At 38.6% G+C, this 18030-nt stretch carries 11 protein-coding genes, 1 pseudogene and 1 riboswitch; of the genes and pseudogenes, 10 read left to right on the top strand and 2 right to left on the bottom strand.

Annotated features, from left to right (window positions below; translation table 11 throughout):
• Window positions 1-12: 12 nt before the first annotated feature.
• Window positions 13-735 (bottom strand): YceI family protein, encoded by a 723-nt coding sequence (locus tag ADICYQ_RS03875; RefSeq protein WP_020890440.1) that lies wholly within the window; start codon window positions 733-735, stop codon window positions 13-15.
• Between the two features lie 708 nt (window positions 736-1443).
• On the opposite strand from ADICYQ_RS03875, the gene ADICYQ_RS03870 reads away from it, so the two are divergent.
• Window positions 1444-1959, top strand: coding sequence for a gamma carbonic anhydrase family protein (locus tag ADICYQ_RS03870; RefSeq protein ID WP_020890438.1), 516 nt, complete (start codon window positions 1444-1446; stop codon window positions 1957-1959).
• A gap of 118 nt (window positions 1960-2077) precedes the next feature.
• On the opposite strand, the pseudogene aceK reads toward ADICYQ_RS03870, so the two are convergent.
• A pseudogene (gene aceK, locus ADICYQ_RS03865) lies at window positions 2078-3804 on the bottom strand (bifunctional isocitrate dehydrogenase kinase/phosphatase).
• Between the two features lie 215 nt (window positions 3805-4019).
• Between aceK and ADICYQ_RS03860 the strand changes: the two are divergent.
• The 9 genes from ADICYQ_RS03860 (at window position 4020) to metF (ending at window position 17168) form a co-directional block, all read left to right on the top strand.
• Complete coding sequence (locus ADICYQ_RS03860; RefSeq protein ID WP_020890435.1) at window positions 4020-4661, top strand: NUDIX hydrolase; 642 nt, start codon at window positions 4020-4022, stop codon at window positions 4659-4661.
• A gap of 50 nt (window positions 4662-4711) precedes the next feature.
• Window positions 4712-5911, top strand: coding sequence for a DUF819 family protein (locus ADICYQ_RS03855; RefSeq protein WP_051160114.1), 1200 nt, complete (start codon window positions 4712-4714; stop codon window positions 5909-5911).
• A gap of 29 nt (window positions 5912-5940) precedes the next feature.
• Window positions 5941-6174 (top strand): (2Fe-2S) ferredoxin domain-containing protein, encoded by a 234-nt coding sequence (locus ADICYQ_RS26570; protein ID WP_040414398.1) that lies wholly within the window; start codon window positions 5941-5943, stop codon window positions 6172-6174.
• Window positions 6175-6496: 322 nt separating this feature from the next.
• Window positions 6497-8845, top strand: a complete 2349-nt coding sequence (locus ADICYQ_RS03845; protein WP_235114353.1) for a PAS domain S-box protein — start codon at window positions 6497-6499, stop codon at window positions 8843-8845.
• A 55-nt stretch (window positions 8846-8900) separates the two neighbouring features.
• Entirely contained in the window at window positions 8901-10451 is a 1551-nt protein-coding gene (locus ADICYQ_RS03840; protein WP_020890430.1) for a PAS domain-containing hybrid sensor histidine kinase/response regulator, read from the top strand.
• Window positions 10452-10529: 78 nt separating this feature from the next.
• Window positions 10530-11837, top strand: coding sequence for a hypothetical protein (locus ADICYQ_RS03835; protein ID WP_020890429.1), 1308 nt, complete (start codon window positions 10530-10532; stop codon window positions 11835-11837).
• Between the two features lie 269 nt (window positions 11838-12106).
• Window positions 12107-12208: riboswitch (SAM riboswitch) on the top strand.
• Between the two features lie 75 nt (window positions 12209-12283).
• Window positions 12284-13327 (top strand): homocysteine S-methyltransferase family protein, encoded by a 1044-nt coding sequence (locus ADICYQ_RS03830; RefSeq protein WP_020890428.1) that lies wholly within the window; start codon window positions 12284-12286, stop codon window positions 13325-13327.
• Between the two features lie 4 nt (window positions 13328-13331).
• Window positions 13332-16046, top strand: coding sequence for a methionine synthase (metH, locus tag ADICYQ_RS03825; RefSeq protein WP_020890427.1), 2715 nt, complete (start codon window positions 13332-13334; stop codon window positions 16044-16046).
• Window positions 16047-16214: 168 nt separating this feature from the next.
• A complete protein-coding gene (gene metF, locus ADICYQ_RS03820) occupies window positions 16215-17168 on the top strand; it encodes a methylenetetrahydrofolate reductase [NAD(P)H] (RefSeq protein WP_020890426.1) in 954 nt (317 codons plus the stop codon).
• Window positions 17169-18030: the final 862 nt, after the last annotated feature.

Raw genomic sequence — 18030 nt, 5'->3', positions numbered from 1 at the left:
GACTTAATTTTTTTAGTTGGCTTTGATGTCAAAATTCACACTTACAGTGTTGTAGATGAATTTATCCTTGGCCTTGTCCACTGCAGTTGCTTCGTCACCATAAGCCAGTCCCCAGTCAGTTCTGTTTATGTTGAAACCTGCCTGAGCAGAAACCATTCCATTAGCAGAAGTTACTGCAGCTGGAAATTTAATGTTTTTGGAAGTTCCTCTGATGGTTAAGTTACCACTGATCCAATGGGTAGGGGTAGCTGGAGCCAATTCAGATTCACTTTGTGGTGTGTTCTCAGTCTCAAATTGTTCCTGGTCTTCTATATTGTCTTCTGATGTGTAAGGAGTAACCTCAGTGATGACAAAAGTAGCACTAGGATGATTAGCAGCATCGAAGAAATCTTCAGACTGCAAGTGATTCCATAATTTACCATGGTTTTCACTTCCTTCTTCTAAATCGTGAACTTCAAGACTTGTAATATCAAAAGTAAATTCACCTGAAGTGATGGCATCACCTTCAACAGAAATTTCGCCATTGGTTACAGGGATTATTCCATGATGCTGACCGGTTGGTTTGTAACCTCTCCAGTTAACAGTACTAGCATTGGTGTCCAATTGTAACGTTTGGCCAGTTGCTTCTGCTTCTTCTTGAGCCTCAGTCGTTTCAACTGTATTGCTACTCTGTCCACAAGAGAAGGTTAGTAAAGCGGCAGCGAGTAAGAAACCTGATAATTTAAATGTTTTCATAATAGTGAATTGATTAAATAAGTTTAAGATTGGTTCCGTAATTATATGTATATACACTTAAACTAAATGTAAATAAAAAAGTTCAATTTTCTGAAATTAAATCCGCTAAGATTTAAGGACGTTCGGGATTAATACTGAATTATCCAATTATTATAGTGATGAGTACCATAAAGGTAAGAAAATCAGAGGGCTTCACCTAACCACTGCCTATTCTAACTTAAGAATTAATCAACCTATTTAATTAGCTTTTTGGGTTTTGGAGTAATCGTTTAAAAGAAGGACAGTTACCGGTATAGCGGTTTCCCTTTTTTAGCGCAAAGTGCTTAATCGACAATGGTACTGCGACAAAGGATAGGGTATATCTATAGGATGAATTGGGAGAGATTTCAGCAAATAATGGGGCGTTTATTGCCCATCGTATTTTGGGAATCGTATGGAAGTATTCCCAACCATGATTGAAACTAAGCTTCTAACCTTGTAAGTTTGGGGTATAGCTGAAGTTAAGGCAATATTATGTTTTGAATTTCAGAGAAGCTGTTGAAATTGCAAGTAAATCAGTTGAGTTGCCTGAAATGAAATTCAAAATGACAACGATTGACTGGTTTTGAAGCGATTCCTTCCTGCAATAGCTGGTTTAGATATTGCGTATTTCGGAACAAACTTCTTATAAATAATTACAATTCTTGCAAATAAAAAAACATACGAAACATGGCGTTGATAAAAAAAGTAAATGACAAATCTCCACAATGGGGCAAAGACTGTTGGCTTGCAGACAATGCAACTCTTACGGGCGATGTGGTAATGGGGGATAATTGTACCGTTTGGTTCAATGCTGTGATCAGAGGAGATGTACACTATATTAAGATTGGGAATAAAACCAATGTTCAGGATGGTGCGGTTATTCATTGTTCTTACCAGAAATCACCAGTGAATATTGGTTCAGAGGTATCTATCGCTCACAACGCGATTGTCCATGGTTGTACTATAAAAGATAGGGTTATGATTGGTATGGGTGCCATTGTCATGGACGATGCAATTATCAATGAAGGGGCAATTATTGCTGCTGGAGCGGTAGTACTTGCAGGAACTATCGTAGAAAGCAATACCATTTATGCGGGCATCCCAGCCAAAAAAGTGAAAGATACAGGGAAAGAAATGGAAGCGACAATTTTAAGAATCGCCTCTAATTATCCCAAATATGCAAGTTGGTACAAAGATGAATAAAATGAGGCTTTTTACTTACCCCGGGCTGAAATCACGCCCGGGGTAACATTATGGCTTCTAGGATGTCCTGCCATGCTCAAGACCTTAAGTAATAATAATTACGATCTCCTATTTCTAGTTACACCACCTCATCGGGCCTGAATCTCATGGATTCAGGGTAGGGGAAGGCGTGAATCATTTCACCTTTCCCAAGTTTGTCCTGAATGGCCGCCCAATATTCTGGATCGAATAGTTCTGGGTTGGAGGCGATGAAATAAGCCCGAACATCCTGGCGGCCTATCATAAATCGTTTGAAATCTTCTGGAAACACGTCGTTCTCGTTTATTTCATACCAAGGTTTAGAGGCATAAATTTGATCATAAGTTTCAGGCTTTGGTTTGATACGGAAATTCATTCGATCGAGAAATTCTATTTCATCGTAATCATAAAATATCACCCTGTTTTGACGTGTAACACCAAAGTTTTTCGTCATCATATCCCCAGGGAAAATATTGGCCTGGGCCATCTGAAGTATAGCTTTGGCATATTCATCTACGGCATGTTTTGCTTCTTCGAGGCTGCATTCCTCCAGGTAGAGGTTCAATGGACGCAATCGACGCTCAATGTACATGTGTTTGATAATGAGCGTGTCTCCCTCAATGGATAAAAGGGAATTAACATTCATTTTTAATTCCTTCATCATAGCAGGATCGATTCGATTTAGAGGAAGCCTGAAGTTTTCAAACTCATGGGTGTCAGCCATTCGCCCAACCCGGTCATGCAGACCTACAAGCTTGTATTTTCTTTTACCTGCTGGCGAGTCATGTTTTTTGGAGGCTCAAAATGATCCTTGATCAACTTAAAAACTACATTGTAGGAAGGAAGCGTAAAGACGGTCATTACCATGCCCTTGATCCCTTCTGCTAGAATGAAATTGTCGCTACTACGCTCAAGATGATTTATGAAGTCCTTGTAAAAAGCTGTTTTGCCATGCTTATTAAATCCTATGGCATTGTAAAGTTCATAAGGTCTTTTGTGTTGGATGACAGATTGGAGGAAATTAACAGTTTGGGCAGGAATTTTTATAGGGGCCATGAAATAGGACCTGGTATAGCTAAAAATCCCACTCATGATATTTGGATCAAAAATCAAAGTGTCAGCGAAGACTCCTTTTTCGTTGTGTAGAAAAGGAATAATAAATGGCATCCATTTGTTGCCCAAATAAGTTCTGCCAATTAGATAGGCGGCTTTATTACGGTAAAAGACGTCTCTTAATACTTGTGTAGTCGTTTCATTGGTTGCTCTGTACCTGCTCAGAATCACCTTTTTCACACTTTCCACTAAATGGTTAATGTCATTTTCTTTCTGATAATAAGGAACGCCAAAATCAAAATCATCCAATATCCTTGCAAAGGCTTCATGGAGATCAGCTTGTGCAGGGTAATTGCGAAACAAGGAATCATTGATGTCTCCAGAGTCTAAAGTGCTGGGTAAATTGTAAAACATCAAAGCTTCATGAATCACCTTTCCTGGGAAAACTTTTCTAAATACAGAATTGAAAAATGTCCCAGCCAACTCCCTGTCTGCATTTGGGAGAATGGCTTCTTGATAAGAAGCCCTGATTTTTTGCCAGACGACTTGATCTGCTTCTTGACCCTTAAGCAGTTCCTTACATGTAATAACAATGTCCCTGAGGTGATCCTTGTACAAACGTAATCTTTGCCTGTGATTGGCATGTAGTTGTTTCCAATCCCTATCCCTAAAGTTTCCAGGGATTCTTTGGGTAATTTGATTGAAATCACTAATGTAGGAGACATAACCATTCAAAATAGTTTCAACTGTGCATTTTATAAGTTCGTTTTCCATAATGGCCAATCCTATTTGAAAAGAGTTGTTTTGAGGTCGATATTAGAATATTATTTTTTATGGCAAAATATTAACCTTTGGTTTTGTAAATTTAATCGTTAATTTCGTTCGAGTTTATTCATTTATTGAATATAACACAATAGGTTTAATAGGTTTGATAAGTAAAAAAGGCCTGAATTTTATTCAGGCCTTTTTTTAATTTATAACTACTCCATATGGATTTCATTAAATTGGTTAACAGCCTGGAAAGATCACTAAATGGCCCCTTACCAGGAAGGTCCGCTCAAGAGCGAATGGCTCCAATGCCCCTTGAAATGGAACGTTTTGATGAGCATCAGATGATAAATGCAAGAAAGGGGGCGGTGTTAATGTTACTCTGTCCCTCGGAAGATAGAAAAAGCATTATTATCCCGTTTATCAAAAGAGCTACTTACGAAGGGGTACATAGTGGGCAGATTGCCTTACCGGGAGGTAAAAAGGATTTGGGAGATAGGGATTTGGGCGAAACAGCACTAAGGGAAACAGAAGAGGAGATTGGGGTGTCAAGAAAAGACATTCAAATTTTGGGAAACTTATCCGATCTTTATATTCCTCCAAGTAATTTTTCTGTTAGGCCATTTATAGGCTATTCTTCGGAACCCCCTATTTTTGAGATTGATGAAAGGGAGGTTGATCGACTTATTATTTGCAGCTTTGATGAATTAACAGATGAGGCCATAATAAAGAAAAAAGGAATGAATCTGGCAGGTGGATACAAAATTCAAGCCCCATACTATGAGATCAATGAAGAAGTGGTCTGGGGTGCTACAGCCATGATATTGAGTGAGTTTTTAACACTTTGGAAGGAAATCAAATAATTGTGGAAGGTGCACTGATAACAAATGATGCAGTAGTTTTTGGGCTTTTGATGGGAGTGCTTGGATTTGTGTTTTACACTTCAGCAAGTGAGCATCCTTTTTTCAAAGCGATGTATAAGGTAGTGCCTGTAGTGCTGCTATGTTATTTTTTACCCGCATTGTTCAATACCACAGGATTAATTTCGGGAGAAGATTCGGAACTTTATTTTGTTGCCTCCAGGTACCTTTTACCTACCTCATTGGTTTTATTAACCTTAAGTATAGACCTGAAAAGCATTGCTAAATTAGGACCAAAAGCATTAATAATGTTTTTAACGGGTACATTTGGCGTCATTATCGGCGGTCCTGTATCCTTGTATATTGTTGCTCAGTTTTATCCAGAAGTATTGGGAGGTATAGGGGCTGATGAAACATGGAGGGGACTTGCTACGATAGCGGGGAGCTGGATAGGCGGAAGTGCTAACCAAACAGCCATGTTGGAGCTTTTTGGTGCTAGTCCTCAGTTGTTTAGCCAGATGATAGCTGTTGATGTTATTGTTGCCAATATATGGATGGCGTTTTTGTTGTATTGGGCGGGTAAGCCAGGCTTTTTTGACAAAATTTTAAAAGCCGATACTTCTGCGATAACCGCTCTTAAGGAAAAAGTGGAGGCCCATCAAAAAGAGAACCTTAAAATCCCCACTTTGTCAGACACTATGACCATCCTGGGTTTAGGTTTCGTAATTACGGGCTGTGCACACTTTTTTGGAAGCCATTTAGGTGATTTTATTGGGGTAAACTATCCAGGGTTAAAAAGCTATTCTTTAGATTCCAGCTTTTTTTGGCTGGTAATTCTCGCAACTACTGGTGGATTGCTATTGTCTTTTACCCGATGGAGAAAATTAGAAGGAGTAGGAGCATCCAGAATAGGCAGTGTTTTGCTTTATATTTTGGTAGCCACTATAGGTATGCAAATGGATTTAGGAGCAGTTCTTGACAATCCAGTGTTTTTTCTGGTCGGCATTATATGGATGGCTTTTCATATTCTTTTTATGCTTATTGTTGCTTTTATTATAAAGGCACCTTTCTTTTATGTGGCAATTGGTTCTCAGGCGAATATAGGAGGTGCTGCCTCAGCTCCGATAGTTGCCTCAGCCTTTCATCCTGCTCTCGCCCCTGTTGGGGTTTTGCTTGCCGTTTTGGGTTATGGAGTGGGTACTTATGGTGCCTACATCTGTGGAATATTACTACAATTAGCGTTCGGAGGTTAGACAAATAAAGATATGAAGCCAAGAAGGAAATTTATTTTGTTTGTAATGGGAAGGATTGTAAGAAAAATGACGCGAAATCCTTTTCTGAAGCCATAAAAAACACGATAAAAGAAGGTGATTTCAGGGGCAATTTTAAAATGGTTAAGTCAAAATGTATGGATTGTTGTAAATCAGGTCCTGTGGCAGTATTTAACAATGAACTTATAAAAAAGGGGGACCATGAAAAATTGGCGCTTTTGTTAAAAGGAGACTTGCCTCAGTGATTTTTCTTCAAATGGGTAATAACCATTTTGTTAAGTATTTTAATTTTTCTGAAATTTCAATTGACACTATATTTGATAATCCTTGAAGTAACGCAGGTTTTAGGTTTTATCCCTCTGATTATCAGTGAATTTCATTTTATTTAAAGGTATTTTTTATTTAGCGCAGGTTTAATATTTATAAGAATTCTAGTTTTTTTTATTCAATAATGTTAGAGAATTAATTATTGTTAGTAACTTATAGAATTAATCCTATACAACCTAAAGCTACTGGTTTTCAGTTTTTAATTTTTGCATTGTGACAGGTTTAGACCTGATTTTAATCATGGAAAAAGAGTTTGATAAAGATCTCTTTCAGGGTGATGAGAAGAGCCTTGATTTATTTTTGGTATTCGATTATAGCCAAGTGATATTTTCTTCCGACAATTGGCAGCACCAATTATCGGAAAAGAATTCGTGGGATACCTTTCTGTCTGGATTTAGTGGTTTAGTGAATGAAGTGAATTCATTTTTTAATAATCCGAACCAATCTCAATTGCAGTTGTCCTCAACACATGATCAGAATTCGGAATTTCAAATTTCTGTTGAAGGAAAGAGTGTTGAAGGTAAAGGGAAGATTTGCATCGTAAATGGGAAATACCATTATTCAGAATCACAAAAAGCAGCCGGTTTCTTGTTGGACAATGAACAAAGTGCCACCTTAGGTCAGGAAGATGCGGCAGCCATTTTGAGAAGGAAGATGAAATTTGACCAACAAATCAATGACGTATCTACCGCTTTTTTAAATGCGTCAGAGGCAGAATGGGACAAGGTTTTCATGACGGCCTTATCCATGGTCGTAAAATCTCAAAATGCGGAAGTCGGTAACTTCTTTTATGTAAATCATGAATTGCAACAACTTGAATGTTTTTTCGAATACAAAGAAAAGGCTGATAATGGGGCGATTAAAGCAAATAAAAACATCTCTATAGAAGGGCAAAGTGATTTTTTAAACAACTTGAGAGCATCAGGTTTTATTGCAGTAGATGATCTTAGAAACCTTAAAAACAGGAATTCTTATGAAGCCATTATTGCCGAAAAACTTGGCTTTGTAGCTTATATTATCGTTCCGATTTTTGCTGAAAACAACCTCTTAGGCTTATTCACACTCAGCAATTCCGAACCTCAACCCAACTGGAATAGCAACCATATCAATAGATTTGGGATTAAACAATTAGCAGATGTATTTGGAGCTGCGCTCATCAACCGCTCTACCAAATCCAAGCTGTTTCGGAACGAGAAATTACTTAGTTCCACTGAAATATTGGCCAAGTCTGGATCTTGGAGATTACAAAATTCAGGAAGAAAAATATTCCTTTCCAAGGGGATGAACAAGATTTTTAACCTGGATTCATCCAATGATGTAATAGAAATAAGTGATTTTCTAAATCTGATTCCGGTTAACGATCGAAAACTGGTAAAATCTAAAGTTCAAGGCGCCCTTAAGAATCGAAAATCTGTTTCAGGAGAATTCGTGTTTTCAAATACCAACGGCAAGGAAAAGCATATTTCTTATGTCATTCAAGTCAACCAGCTTACTTCCCAAAGTAATCTTGAAGTCTTTGGTTACTGTAATGACATTACAGAGAAAAAAACAGTGGAGCGAAGGCTGCTTTTCGAATCCCAAATCCTCGCTCAGGTAAATGAACCAATATATGTAACAGACCTTAATCTTAAGGTGGTATACATGAATGAGGTAGCGATATTTGAAGGAGAGCCTAATCAAAATGGACATGGTGGAAAAATCAGTGATTTTTTTAAAATCACAAATGAGCCTCCCATTTCCTTTAAAGAATTGGTAAACAAAGCTTCGGCTTCTGGGATTTGTGTGGAAGAAGTTCAGATATTGGATAATTCAGGACATATTCAACCCTATGAAGTGTCCGTTAAACCGATTCAAAATGCTGAAGTAGAAAAAATAGGTTACTCCTTCTTGGTAAGAAATCTTACTACCAAAATCCAAGGGGAGAAAATGGCGAAAAAAGCCAAGCTGATTATCGAGAACAGTGCAGCAATACTATTTGAGGTGGAGCCAAATGAAGGATTTAAGATTTCTTATATCACGGAAAATATCAATCAGTTTGGGTATGTTTCTGAAGATCTTGTAAGGGACTCAGTTAGTTTGATGGATTTTATTCATCCCGATGACCATTGTGTTTTCGAGAAAGAATTGATTTGTCCTGAAAAGGCACAATACAATAGAGAGTACAGGATTCTATCATCAGATGGCAATTATAGATGGGTTGAGGATAAAATCCGTCCTGTTTTTGATGCAGAGGGCAAAGTCGTTCTTTACGAAGGTTTATTGCAGGATGTAACAGAACGAAAAAAGGACAGGCTTGAAATTGAAAAAATTCAAGACAGGTATCGAGTGCTCGCTTCTAATATTCCCTTTACCAATGTTTTTCTAATTGATAAAAATTATAGGTATTTGGTGGCCGAAGGGTCAAACTTTACCAATTGGGGTTTTGAAAAGTCCTATTTTATTGGAAGGACATTAAAAGAAGTTCATACGGTTACAAGAAAGGTAGTGGAGCCACTAATTCTTGAAGCAGTAGAAAAGAAAAAGACACTTAGTGATTTAATTACCTATCTAGAGCGGGTCTATGAATTGACGGCCAAACCCATTTTTTAAGGAGGGTAAGTTAGAGTACATTCTGGGGATTGTCAGAGATATTTCAGAGGAGTATTTGGCAAAGAAGGAATTGAAGAAAAGTGAGATTAAGTACAGAAGTCTTGTTGAGGAGTCCACTGAAATAATTTTTTCCATTACCGCACAACTTGAGCTAAGTTATGTTTCTCCAAATATTAAGCAATTTTTGGGTTATGAAACCTATGAGTTCACCAGCGGTGACTTTACCGATTATCTTCATCCTGAGGATGCTCAGGTATTGCAGGATGGCAATTCCAGTCCTATAAAATATTTTCAGGACCACCCAAAATTTGAATTTAGATTAAGACATAAGCGAGGGCATTATCGGGTATTTAGTTCGAGTGGAAAAGTAATACGAGACGAAAATAATGAGGTAAGGTACTATACAGGAATAGCAAGAGACATCACCAAATTAAAAGAAACCCAGAAGGAATTATTTAAAGCCAAAGAAAAAGCCGAAGCTGCGCTAAATGCGAAAAGCCAGTTTTTGTCTGTAATGAGTCATGAAATCAGAACGCCAATGAACGCAGTAATTGGACTTTCTCACCTACTGATTGAAGACAAACCCAGAGAGGATCAACTTGAAAATTTAAGAACATTACAGTTTTCAGCAGAAAATTTACTTGGCCTTATCAATGATATCCTCGATTTCAATAAAATAGATTCAGGCAAGCTGATCTTGGAAAAAGTACCTTTTGAGCCAAAAAACCTGATCAATAGAATAATTCACTCTTATGGTTATCAAATTCGAGACAAATCCCTTGAAATAATCTATGAGCCGGACTTTGCATTGCCAAAGTTATTGATAGGAGACCCAGTTCGAATTGCTCAAATCCTCAATAACCTTATTAGCAATGCCATTAAGTTTACTGACAAAGGCTTTATTAAAATTTCTCTTGAGCTTATCAGCCAAGAAGGGGAATGGGTAAATGTACGGTTCACCGTTCAAGATACAGGGATTGGAGTAGCTCCTAGTAAGGTTCAGTCCATTTTTGATGCCTTTACTCAGGCCAGTACGGATACTACCAGAAAGTACGGAGGAACTGGCTTAGGGCTAGCGATTGTTAAAAAACTTACAAAATTATTTGGCACAGAAATTCACCTTGAATCCAAAATTGGAGAAGGATCTACCTTCTGGTTTGATATAAATTTTGAAATCCAGAATGAGCAGAAATTAAAGGCTATTTCAGAAACAGTGGTAATGGACGGTAAACTTGGTGATAAGAGAATATTAGTGGCCGAGGACAACCTCGTAAATCAGGTACTTTTAAGAAAATATTTGTCCAAATGGGGCGTTGGAGAAATCAAATTCGCTGAAAATGGTAAGATTGCTTTGGATCATTTTATCAAGCATGATTTCGATTTGGTTCTTTTAGATCTTCAGATGCCTGAGATGGATGGTTTTGAGGTAGCAAAAATAATTCGAAAACTAGACCTGCTTTCCAAAAGAAATGTCCCTATTATAGCTCTTACGGCCTCTTCTTTACTAGAGGTAAAAGATCAGCTTGAAGCTTCAGGAATGGACGATTACATCTCCAAACCTTTCACACCTGAGAACCTTTATGGGAAAATAATCAATTATCTATGATATTCGATTGATTTTTATGGTTAAATGGTAGCGGAATTCACCAGCTAAAATGATATCTTTGCAACTTTGATTAGCCCTATGAGATGGATTTTATACATACCGCTTTGGCTGGGATTGGCCTTTAATCTGCATGCGCAGGGTAGTGTCTCCGAGCGATCTACAATTTACGTTTTGGCAGGTTCGTCAGGAGCAAATTTAAGAGAGTTCAATGAGATGCTTTCCGATAAAGGTATTTCAAACCTTCGGGGAGGGTACTCTACACTAGGTATTGGATATCAATACCGCTTGTCTGATTTTATTCTTGGTTTTGAGCTTTATCAAAACACAGGAGCCAACTCCTATTATAAAGATTATATCATAGACAATAAGAGCACACGCTTTTATTTGAATGTGGGGTATTCTCTTACTGAGGAAGGTAAATTTCATCTCATTCATTACATGTCCTTAGGTGCGGGGTATGTGAATTTTGAAATGCTTAAAGACCAGAGAAAGGTGGATGATCTTAGTGCATTTTTACAGCAACCAGAGCAGGGGTTTATTTTAAGGGAGCGAAATATTCACAAAGGGACGCAAAATTTCGGTGGGTTTTTGACTGAAATAGGTTTTCAATTTGGCTATGATTTAGGGGTGCCAGGACTCGAAGAAAACATTAGCCTTCTTGGTAAATTCGGGTACTCTTTTAGCCCATTTGAAGGAGCCTGGAAAATGAATAACATTACTTTTGACAATTTACAAAGTGGTGCTTTTTTTAGGTTAGGGGCAGGTATTTCAATGCCAGATGAAAATCTTTTCTTCCCTGATGCAGGTATTGGTGTACACTTTTTCTATGGCGTAAATTTCACCAATCCTGATAAACTGAATGACTATTTGGTAAACAATGGTTTGTCACCTTTCAATGAAACGCCCAATAATATAGGAATGAAGATCATTGGTGAGAATCGTAGATGGATCTATTCCTTTGATGTCTTTAATATAGCGAATGCTGGTAGGGCCGATGAAAACCGTGAGCATACCTTAAACAGTGTGAGATTATATGGTAATTATGGCTACCAGCTCTATAAAATGAGAAACCTGGAATTAGGCGTTACTGGGGGACTGGGATATGGAAATATCCGGTATACCTTAACAAACAATAATAAGCCAGATTTCCCTGCTTTATTTGAAGAGCCTGACTATGACGGTTATTTAAAAACCAGTGGAATAATGGGCAAGTCTGAAGTAATGGTTGCTTATGCTATACCCGTTTTTAATAAAATGTTTAGGCTCGTAACTTCTGCCCATGCAGGTTATGAACTGCCATTAAGCACCTACAAATTAGGAGAGTTAAACATGTCAAGTTACATGGCAGGGCCCTACTTACAATTTGGTATTGGTTTAAGACCTTAAAAAAAATACTTTTCCGAGTTTGTCAAAAGACTTGCCTTTAATCGTCTTACACGCTGTCTGATTAAAAAGGGGAGGGTTTTACGGCTCCCAATTATTATTTGTAAAAACTGATAAAAAAGTAATTTTTATTTCGGTAATATGCTGACCTGTGATTGCTAATGTTTTGGTCCTTTTGGTCAACAGTATTATATAAGCCAGTTTTAACCAAGGAGTTTTAAAGTTTTTCGCAAAAAGAGAATCTTTTTCCTGAATTCATGTTACTTTTGAGTCGCTTATCGAGAAAGACGGAGGGTAGGGCCCTATGATGTCTTAGCAACCTGAGTTGACAAGGTGCTAATTCCCATTCCGGAAATGCCGGATAAAGATGAGCCGCAAAAGTTAGAAATTCTCTCTAGTTTTACATCGGTTCATGCTCGTATAAGCTTTTTAATTAATATACGATTCACATGGAAAGAAGAACTGACTTATTACTCCAACAATTACAAAAGCGAATTTTGATATTGGATGGTGCTATGGGTACCATGATCCAAAGATACGGCCTACAGGAAGAAGATTTCAGAAATCAAGAACTTGCAGCTGTTAAGAAATCCCTAAAAGGAAACAACGATTTGCTTTCTTTGACCCGTCCGGGAATTATCAAGGATATACATAAAGCCTATTTTGAAGCTGGTGCCGATATTGTCGAAACCAATACTTTTAGCAGTACGTCTATTGCACAGGAAGATTACGGGCTGTCTGAAATAGCTTATAAACTTAATTTTGAATCAGCAAAGATTGCGCGTGAGGTAGCGGATGATTTCTCTTCCAGAGAACCTGATAAACCCAGGTTTGTCGCAGGGGCAATTGGACCTACCAATAGAACCGCTTCCCTCTCACCAGATGTCAATGACCCTGGATTTAGAGCAGTAAGCTTTGATCAACTGGTTGCTGCCTATTCTGAGCAGATAGAAGGCTTGCTAGATGGTGGGGTAGACCTGTTACTGGTCGAAACTGTTTTTGATACTTTAAATGCAAAAGCAGCCATTTTTGCTATTCAGGAAGTTTATGAAAAGCGAAATATCCCCTTAGAACCATCAGAAGGTGGAGTTCCTATTATGGTCTCAGGTACCATTACAGATGCCTCTGGAAGGACACTTTCAGGCCAGACTACCGAAGCCTTCTTGATCTCAATTTCACATGTTCCTTTACTTAGTATTGGATTAAACTGTGCATTAGGTGCTGCGGAATTAAGACCTTATCTAAAGGTACTTTCAGATAAATCCCCCTTTAATGTGAGTGTTTATCCCAATGCAGGTCTTCCCAATGAGTTTGGAGAATACGATCAGGGGCCAGAAGAAATGAGTGAGGAAGTGACCCTGTTTTTGAAACAAGGTTGGCTGAATATTGTCGGCGGATGTTGTGGGACTACGCCTGAACATATAGCAGCCTTGGCGAAATCAGCTAGTAATTTCCCACCTAGAATTAAGCAGGCATTAACCCAAGAAGATTAATTTCATGAGCAATTCTACAAAAGTACCCAACTTACAGTTATCAGGATTAGAACCGTTGGTTTTCAATGAGACCTTAAATTTTGTAAATATAGGGGAACGTACCAATGTAACTGGATCTAAGAAATTTGCAAGGCTTGTACTTAATGACAATTATGATGAAGCCCTTGAGGTGGCTTTGGATCAAGTAAGGGGAGGAGCTCAGATTTTGGATGTCTGTATGGATGAAGCCATGCTGGATGGAGAAGCTGCTATGGTGAGATTTCTTAACCTAGTAGCTTCAGAACCAGAAATTAGCCGGATCCCGGTAATGGTCGATAGCTCCAAATGGAAGATTATTTTAGCAGGACTCAAATGTATTCAAGGCAAGGGAATTGTTAATTCGATTAGCTTGAAGAATGGTGAAGAGGAATTTTTGTACCAAGCTAAAACGATCAAGAAGTTCGGCGCAGCAGTTGTTGTCATGGCTTTTGATGAAAAGGGACAAGCAGATTCCTATGATCGACGCATTGAAATATGCAAAAAATCCTATGACCTACTCACTCAAAAGATAAAATTCAAACCTCAAGACATCATTTTTGACCCCAATGTCTTTCCAGTGGCTACTGGTATGGATGAGCATAAAAACAATGCTGTAGATTATTTCCGTGCTACCAAATGGATCAAAGAAAACCTACCTGGTGCGAAAGTAAGTGGAGGGGTGAGTAATGTGTCTTTCTCTTTTAGGGGAAATAATCCTGTAAGGGAAGCCATGCACGCAGTCTTTTTGTACCATGCAATCCAGCATGGTATGGACATGGGGATCGTCAATCCAGCAATGCTGGAAATATATGATGATATTCCAAAGGAATTGCTGGAGCGTGTAGAGGATGTAATGTGGAACAAAAGGGATGACGCTACCGAAAGGTTGCTCGATTTTGCTGATTCTGTAAAATCTCGCGGAAAAAAGGGCAAGGAAGACGAAGCCTGGAGAAGTTTTACAGTAGAAAAGAGAATGCAGCATGCCTTGGTAAAAGGAGTTCTGGACTATATCCTGGAGGATACGGAAGAGGCAAGACTAAAATTAAAGGATGCGTTAAAGGTAATAGAAGGCCCACTTATGGATGGGATGAATGTTGTTGGAGACTTGTTTGGGGAAGGGAAAATGTTCTTGCCACAAGTAGTGAAGAGCGCAAGGGTAATGAAAAAAGCAGTTGCCTACCTCGAGCCATATATGCCTTTGCCAGGTACTAATGAGACTACAGGTGAGCAAGAAGACAATGTAAAGAGGATTTTATTGGCAACCGTTAAAGGTGATGTACATGATATCGGAAAAAACATTGTAGGCGTAGTACTTGCTTGTAACTCCTACAAGATAATTGACCTGGGAGTGATGGTAGAAACAGATCGAATCATCCAGGAAGCGCTAGACAATAAGGCCCATATTATAGGTCTAAGTGGTTTGATTACACCTTCTCTCGATGAAATGGTAAATGTAGCTGCTGAAATGGAAAGAAGAGGTTTGGATATACCTCTTTTAATAGGAGGGGCAACTACCTCTAGAATTCACACGGCAGTGAAAATAGATCCGGTATACAGTGGTATCGTAGTTCATGTTGCAGATGCTTCTAAATCAGTTCCTGTAGCAGGAGATGCCATAAATAAAGAAACCAGAGACGAGTATAAAAAGGAAATAAAGGCCACCTATCAGAAACTTCGCGAGGTACATGCTGCCAAGCAGGAAGTAAAGCAGATGGCGACCTATAAAGAAGCCAAATCAAACCCAGTAGCAATTGATTGGTCTACCTATGTGCCAGTAAAGCCAAAGAAAATAGGCGTGACGGTATTAAAAGACATGGACCTCTCTGTCATTAGAGACTATATTGATTGGACGCCATTTTTCAGTACCTGGATGCTTTCAGGTAGATTTCCAAAGATTCTAAAGGATCCAGTGGTAGGAACTGAAGCACTCAAATTGTACAATGATGCCAACAAGATGCTAGACCGAATAGTAAACGAGGGTTGGTTAAAAGCCAATGCTGTTTTCGGCCTTTTTCCTGTGCAAAGATCAGGAGACGATTTGGTGGTTGATCCACAATTCACTGGAGGGAAGCCTTACTCGTTTCACTTTCTTAGGCAACAGGGCCGAAAGGGAAAAAATGTTCCTAACCGGTCTTTGACCGATTATATCCATCCAGATGCTACGGATTATATGGGAGGCTTTGCTGTTACGGCAGGCCTGAACATTGAGGCGAAGCTTAAGGACTTTAAGGAGCAGGGAGATGATTACAATGACATCATGCTTAAAGCAATGGCGGATCGCTTGGCTGAGGCAACTGCAGAGTACTTGCATTTAAGAGTTAGGAAAGATTTCTGGGGCTATTCACCAGCGGAGTCTTTGGAAAATGAGGAGTTAATTAAAGAGAATTACACTGGCATTCGCCCAGCACCAGGTTACCCTGCTTGTCCTGAGCATTCAGAGAAGAGAACGCTCTTTGACTTGTTGGAGGTGGAGAAAAATGCCAGTATGACGCTAACAGATAGCTTTGCAATGTATCCAACCTCTTCTGTGAGTGGGTTTTATTTTGGTCATCCAGAAAGTAAATATTTTGGTTTAGGCAAAATTGGAGAAGACCAGGTGGCAGACTATGCACGTAGAAAAGGAGTCTCCTTAGCTCAAGCAGAGAAATGGCTTTCGCCTAACCTTGCTTACACACCTAAATTGACTTCAACACCCCAATAGGGCCACAGCACCAATTTAAACAATTGACACAAATAATGTCAGTTCACTGGTTTCATCACGTAATAGAAGGACTATTGCCTATTTTGGGTTAAAATAAGTTTAGGGTAGATAAAAATTAATTCAGACATTTTTAAAAGCAGTTTTCAGATTGCTTATCAATTCACTATCATGAAGGTTACCGAATACTTAAAAAATACAGATAAAACGCATTTTTCTTTTGAAATTCTGCCTCCGCTAAAAGGGCAGAGTTTGACCAACCTATTAGAAGGAATTACTCCTTTAATGGAATTCAATCCACCTTTTATAGATGTCACCTATCACAGAGAGGAATACATGTATAAAAAACACGCCAATGGTCTTCTGGAAAAAATAAGTACCAGGAAAAGACCAGGAACGGTGGGGATTTGTGCGGCGATCATGAATAAGTTTAAGGTAGATGCGGTGCCTCATTTGTTATGTGGAGGTTTTTCCAAGGAAGAGACTGAAAACGCGCTTATCGACTTGTATTTTATAGGAGTAGAGAATGTATTGGCCTTAAGGGGAGATGCACCCAAATTGGAACCGAATTTCGTTGCCAATAAAGATGGCCACCAGTTTGCCTCTGAACTTGTAGCGCAAATCACAGGAATGAATCAGGGTAAATACCTTCATGACGAGACGGAGATTGGTTTTCAAACCGACTTCTGTATAGGCGTTGCAGGCTATCCTGAAAAGCATTTTGAAGCACCTAGTTTGAATTTCGATTTGAAAAAATTGAAAGCGAAAATTGACGCGGGAGCTACCTATATTGTAACCCAAATGTTTTTCGACAATCAAAAGTACTTTGATTTCGTTGAGAAAGTGAGGGCTGCAGGAATTAATGTACCGATTATTCCAGGCTTGAAACCCATCACTACGCTTTCACAAATGGTTAACTTGCCGAAAATGTTTTTCCTGGATTTGCCTGATGATTTAATGGTGGAATTGGAAAAATGCAAAAACAATGCTGATGTTAAAGAAGTAGGAATCGAGTGGGCCATACAGCAAAGTAAAGAATTGGTCAAATATGGAGTACCTACCTTGCATTATTACACCATGAGCAAGGCCGATACAACTTACAAGGTGGCCAAAGAGGTATTTTAAATCCCTAATTGATACGAACTGTCTCAATTAGGGTCTTAATAAAAACGGCTGATTGACAATGAAGCGATTTTATTAGGGAAGTAGTAGCAATCACCTGTTTCGGATTTAACCAAGATCCGAAGACATTGACAGGTAAGGTTTTGAAGCCAAAACCAGGTACTATATATTTCTCCTGTCCATGATTAAAACCGATGGCTATTGGATGAATCGTTGTATTTACAAAGCGTTAGATGGATTATGTAATAGGACTACTAATGCCTACCTTCCTTTTTGCGGGAAGTGTTGAAATCACAAAATAAATCAGGCTATTTGGAGACTTATGCATAGCTTTGCTATGGTGATACGAAAATAGCAGCGAAGTGATTGATTTTGAAGTGACTAGATCTAGTAACAACATAACTATGGCCTATTTCGGGTTTTAACTCGGGTCCGAAGACATGGGGAAGTGTAACGTAATGAAGCTAACTTGAGAGATTTTGTCAGCATTGTTGCAGAAAAAAAGCAACAATACCGCCAAAATCGTGTTGCGCTCATTGTATTTACCAGGGGCTCACCCCCCTGGCTCAAAAATTTCACCCCTCCACGGGTTTTTGGGATTTATAAAATTTCAAAGTCGACATCAACATAGAAAGTAATTTTAAACTATAAAGTTTTACTGGGAATTATGCAATAGATTTTGTAATTCCTGTCCCGAATTAATCGGGAAGGGATTTAATCATAAAAAAATCGAGCTATTTGGAGACTGAATCATAGCCATGTTATGTTGAGGTCGAAAATAGCAACGAAGTGGTTGATTTTGAAGTGATTATATCCCCGTAATAGAATATTTATTGCCTATTTCGGGTTTTAACCCGGATTATGC

The organism is Cyclobacterium qasimii M12-11B, from assembly GCF_000427295.1.
Lineage (GTDB): Bacteria > Bacteroidota > Bacteroidia > Cytophagales > Cyclobacteriaceae > Cyclobacterium > Cyclobacterium qasimii.
Note: the sequence above shows the minus strand (reverse complement) of the source record. Positions and strands in the feature narration are given on the sequence as shown.